Raw genomic sequence first — 4,811 nt, 5'->3', positions numbered from 1 at the left:
TTCAAGGATTGATACCCTATTCGGGTAATGGCAAAATCTAACTTTCAGCAACCATTACGAAAGTTAGCATTATGTTTATTAGAATTTTTAATCTTGTTTTTGTTCTTCTCTATTTGTTGCATTTTTTAAAGATTATTTTTATTCCTAATGAAATTAGATATTTCATGATGGGATCTTATCTAGTTATAAATTTATTAGGTTTTATTCAAAATAAATTTAAATCTAATAATAGATTATCTGATAACGATGATTTTTATTTAATGAATACAAATCCAAAAAAACCGAGTCCATCAGATCCTGATATGGTTAAGTTCATGGCTGATTTAAATAGATCTATAGAAGAGAAGAAGGAAATAGAAAAAGTACGAAATGAATAAATTAATTTTGTTTTTCTTCTTTTTTTTGGGAAGTTCTTATTTATTTGCTGGCGATATTAATATTAAAGGTAAATCAGTTACTTATCTAAACGAAGATCTGCATGAATAGCGTGATTACCGAATGGTACATTTAAACCTGCACCACCTTCCAACCAAGTGCGGGAATAATTCTCGCCATATTTGGTATCACCGATTAAGACAGATTTTGCTTTAACAAAATCATGCCATACGTTTGCGACAAAATACACGTTTGGGTTACGTTGGAAGTCTTTGCTGTGGCTTAAACGCACACCAATACGTCCACGTAAGTTGTTGTCCGAACCTTGTGCAACATCACGAACTCCATCATGGAATGATTGAAGTTTTAAATGTTGGTAAACCAATTGGGTTTGTGGTTCAAGGCGCCAGTTGGAATTGCCTAATGCAAAGCTGTGACCACCCTCAACAGATACCGCACCGCTCCAACCATGTTGTCTTACTTCACGGCTAAGATTAGGATTATACTTATTGGTTAAGTAAGAGAATTGAGCCACAGTATCCACATAAGCATCATTTACTGCACGGTATAAGTGATATACACCGATGTTTGCTGCTGTTGTTTTACCTTTACCGGTATATTTATCAGCAGCCACAACGCCGTTTTCAGCACGATATTGGTCGTAGAAGCGACTATCTGCACGAGAATAAGCAAAATATACACCGCTTAGAGATTGTGGTACGCCATTTTGCATTTCGCTGCGGTTAAAGTCATAACCTACTTGTGCGACATATTGTGAACTATCAACGTCTAAACGGGAACGTCCCTCGGTTTCCAAGCGTTTACCGGAAACACGCGCCCAAACGGAAGAATTTGGTGATTGACTAATTTCACCACGACGTTGGTGTAACGTATCCAACACGCTATAACCTAATTCCATATTGACTCGTGGCATTTGGATATACGCAGAAACCGGTGCCGCATAAATATCATGGCCAAATGCTTTTAATGTCCATGCGTAAATAGAACGATCCTTCTTGGTTAACTGAGCTTCTCCGGCATTTCTTGTTTTAGCCGTTCCAGTAAACGTAGCTTGAGAATTTATATTTGCGTCCCAAACCACAGGAGCTGAATAAGCATCTTCATGAGCTTTACGAAGAATGTCTCCTTCAATATAACCACTAGCCGTTTCAACTACAGTATGGCCGGTTGCTGAACGTAGAATATACAAAAGATCTGACTTGGTTGTACTTGAATCATTATTCCAAACGGAACTGACAATCAATTTTCCGTTATTAGAAGTATAGTCAAGCACTCGAAGTGTTTTATTTGCCGATTCATCATCAGAGGCAAGACGAATAGTACCTTCATTATTAACGGTTAACGCATCAGCATTATGACCATTTAATGCTAATGTACCTTTGGAACCAATATTAATCTCATTGGTTTTAGTTCCAGCACCAAAAAAGACATTATCTCTACCGACTTTCAATGTACCATCGGTAATATCAATTTTAGAATTTACGCCTCTCATGCTTGTTGGCGCAAATAACGTTGTGCCAGAACCACTTTGTATGAAATTAACATGAGATTCTTTCAGTGAACCATACGTGTGGATAATAGGGGTAAAATTCAACTCATCATTTTGGTCAAAGGTGAATGTTGGTTTTGTAAGACCAATAGAAAAACGTTTAACATCTAGTGTTCCACCTTTACCTTTGTTGCCAATTTGGATATTGGCTGTGCCATTTTCTAATTGCAACACACCTGCGCTGAGTTTACCGCCATTAGAAATCAATACATCAACATTTGTTTCTTTGTGGCCGCCACCAACTACACGAATTAATGAGTCTTTATGATAAGAAAGTTCAGAACCTTCACCATCAATAATAATTTTAGTATTAATAGCTGTTCGACCATCTGGCTTATGAAGAAGCCATCCCCAAAAGTGAGGCGCGTTAGGATCACCATGAAATGTTGAGCTTACCTTTCCGCCCTCTAAAATAGAGAGATTCGCATTACTGTAGTTACCGATATTTAATATCCCGCCTACATTTAATTCACTTCCGGCACCAGTGACAGTCAATTTACCACCGAAACCGTCATTGTTTTGATTTCCAATCATTACTGTATCACTGATATTTAACTTAGAGCCATTATCAATGGTCATTTCACCATTTGCTTGCCCTGCAGGGGTTGTTTTACCCCCCTCCGCAATGGTTAAAAACCCATTTATAGTATGCTCTTGATTATCCGTGATGTTTGTAGCTAAGCCACTTGGCAGAACGTTGGTTCCGTTATGAGTGATACTCGCATTAGCAATAAGCGGAGCTGATAATAAAACTAATGTAAGTTTATTAAGCTTGAATTCCATTATTTTATCCTCGTTTTTAATTAAACAGAGTTCAAATTTTAGCACGACATATACCCCAACACAAATTAAAGGAGTGTTTCGGAAAAAACTGACAGAAAACTCACCGCACTTTTCTAATTAAATCCAAAAAGTGCGGTAATTTTTCAAGGTATATTTCATATAAAAAATCGCCTTACTGCGGAACAATAAGGCGATTTATTTTTAGATAAATAAGTCAGAATATTATTTTGCGTCTTGTGCCGGCGCTGCGACCGGTGCAGGATTAAATTTTTGTTCTAATTCGACACTTTGTTTTTGTAACTCGGCCATTGCATTTCTTAATACTTCAGCTTTTTCAGCATAAGCTTTTTGTTGCTCCGGTGTTTGTGTCGGGTTAGTGAAACTCATATTAGCTTGATCAACCAATAAACCACTCGCCAAGCTTAATACATTTTTGGTTTGCTCTTTGATAGATTTAATTGATTCTGCTTTTACATCTAATGCATCTAAGCTTGTAATTGTATCTTTTACTGATTGATTAAATGTTTCAATCGCTTCTTTCACTTTTTTCTCATCTTGAGCTTGAACTGCAGCCACCAAATCTTGTTGGAATTTTTGTTGTGATTGTAACTGTGTTTGTTCTTGTGCCTTGTTCCAAAAATTATGAATGGTGAAAACCGATTTAGCCGGACGACCTTTATTAAATAAATAGGCTGCGGTTAAACCGGCATGCGCCCCATTGGTCTTGGCGGCGGTTGTGGTGCGGCGAGAGGAATTGGCTGATGAGATAGCCGTGCGCGGCGTGAATTTGTACGCCTGAAAAGCCTGCCTGCTCGGCAATTTTGGCGGTTTGCACGAATTGCTGAATCAGCCCGTTGATTTCATCGGCAGTCAATTCGCGCGGCGGATTGATAAAGCCATCCATGCCTACCAATGGTACAGCGCTCGGCGCAAGCGGCGTTTTATTGACTACCGCAGGCGACTGCTTGCCCGCATGATTGATTTGCATGATGAGCAGCGTGTCGTTTTGCGTGCCGGCTTTCGCCCATTTTTCAGCATCTCAAGGCTGCGGTCGTCTGAAATCACCACATCGTTTATCGAACCTTTGCCGCTTTCGGCGACCATCACATTGCCCGTTACCAAAACGCCTGCGCCGCCTTGCGCCCAAGTGCCGTACAGGCGGACGAGTTTTTCAGACGGCTGGTCGTTTTGGGCAAGTTGCTCTTCCATGGCGGATTTAAAGATACGGTTTTTAGCGGTTTTGCCGTTTTGAAAAGCGAATGGCGTGAATAACATAATCGTTCCTTTAAGTTGATAAGTTTAAAAATGTAAACGTATTCAGGTAAAAATTAAAGGGTTAACGGATAACCCTATTTTGAAAGCGGGCAATTTTGAGCCATCAAATCGGCAAGCTGTTTCAACTTCGCCACCGCATCCGCCATGGCAATACTGTAAAACCGCTCTTTGCCGACCTGTTCCACCGCCACCGCACCGGCTTGCAACATAATTTTCAAATGATGTGACACCGCAGGGCGCGACAGATGCAGATGCTCGGTCAGCTCATTCACATTCATCCTGCCGTGTTCCCACAGCACGCGCAGGATTTGATGGCGGTTTTCATCACTCAACACGGTAAAAATGGGAATGCACTCGCGCATTAAATTCATGGTTTGTTGCGGCATATTCGGCTTCTTGAGTTTATATGTTTAAAAACTTAAACTCATTTTAAAGGGAATGAGGGGGAATGTCAAAGGGAATTTAAGAAGGTTTTTTAAATCAGGATTATTTAACCTTAGCTGCTTAAAAGAAAAGATGCTACTTTAGTCGTCTAGACCTATTTTGAGTAATTTAAATAACATATTGATTTATCTTGATATTTATTTTATGTAATTACGCAGGGCGCAAGCGTTTTAAGCTGTTTTTGCTTGACATTCAGGCAAAAACAGCTTTGTTATTTTGTGCAAACTCTATACAGGTTTGTAGCGTTGAGGATTGTAAGGTTTTTGGGTTTTATGGACGTAGTAGGCCACGACAAGCAGCTTACGCATGAGCGCACCTAATATCAGCATCTTTGGTTTGTTCTTGGCTTTTAAACGTTTAACGA

Annotated in this window: 6 protein-coding genes; 1 reads left to right on the top strand and 5 read right to left on the bottom strand. The window is 39.5% G+C overall.

What is annotated here, in order from left to right:
• The first annotated feature begins 71 nt into the window (after nt 1-71).
• Nucleotides 72-377, top strand: coding sequence for a hypothetical protein (locus ACTHSP_RS17945; RefSeq protein WP_440346585.1), 306 nt, complete (start codon nt 72-74; stop codon nt 375-377).
• A 77-nt stretch (nt 378-454) separates the two neighbouring features.
• Here the strand turns inward: ACTHSP_RS17945 and ACTHSP_RS17940 are convergent, their stop codons facing one another.
• From ACTHSP_RS17940 to ACTHSP_RS17920, 5 genes are all read right to left on the bottom strand, one after another.
• Nucleotides 455-2,728 (bottom strand): autotransporter outer membrane beta-barrel domain-containing protein, encoded by a 2,274-nt coding sequence (locus tag ACTHSP_RS17940; protein WP_440346584.1) that lies wholly within the window; start codon nt 2,726-2,728, stop codon nt 455-457.
• Between the two features lie 222 nt (nt 2,729-2,950).
• Nucleotides 2,951-3,304 (bottom strand): hypothetical protein, encoded by a 354-nt coding sequence (locus ACTHSP_RS17935; protein WP_250590028.1) that lies wholly within the window; start codon nt 3,302-3,304, stop codon nt 2,951-2,953.
• A 103-nt stretch (nt 3,305-3,407) separates the two neighbouring features.
• Nucleotides 3,408-3,716: an oxidoreductase gene (locus tag ACTHSP_RS17930; RefSeq protein ID WP_283126942.1), complete on the bottom strand. Its 309-nt coding sequence runs from the start codon at nt 3,714-3,716 to the stop codon at nt 3,408-3,410.
• A complete protein-coding gene (locus tag ACTHSP_RS17925) occupies nt 3,677-4,003 on the bottom strand; it encodes an oxidoreductase (RefSeq protein WP_318250403.1) in 327 nt (108 codons plus the stop codon). The genes ACTHSP_RS17930 and ACTHSP_RS17925 overlap by 40 nt, the downstream gene beginning before the upstream one ends.
• 74 nt (nt 4,004-4,077) lie before the next feature.
• Nucleotides 4,078-4,389, bottom strand: coding sequence for an ArsR/SmtB family transcription factor (locus ACTHSP_RS17920; RefSeq protein WP_049351581.1), 312 nt, complete (start codon nt 4,387-4,389; stop codon nt 4,078-4,080).
• Nucleotides 4,390-4,811: the final 422 nt, after the last annotated feature.

Source organism: Neisseria sp. P0001.S005, from assembly GCF_051963715.1.
The sequence above is the reverse complement of the archived record's forward strand: the minus strand, read 5'-3'. Positions and strand labels throughout refer to the sequence as shown.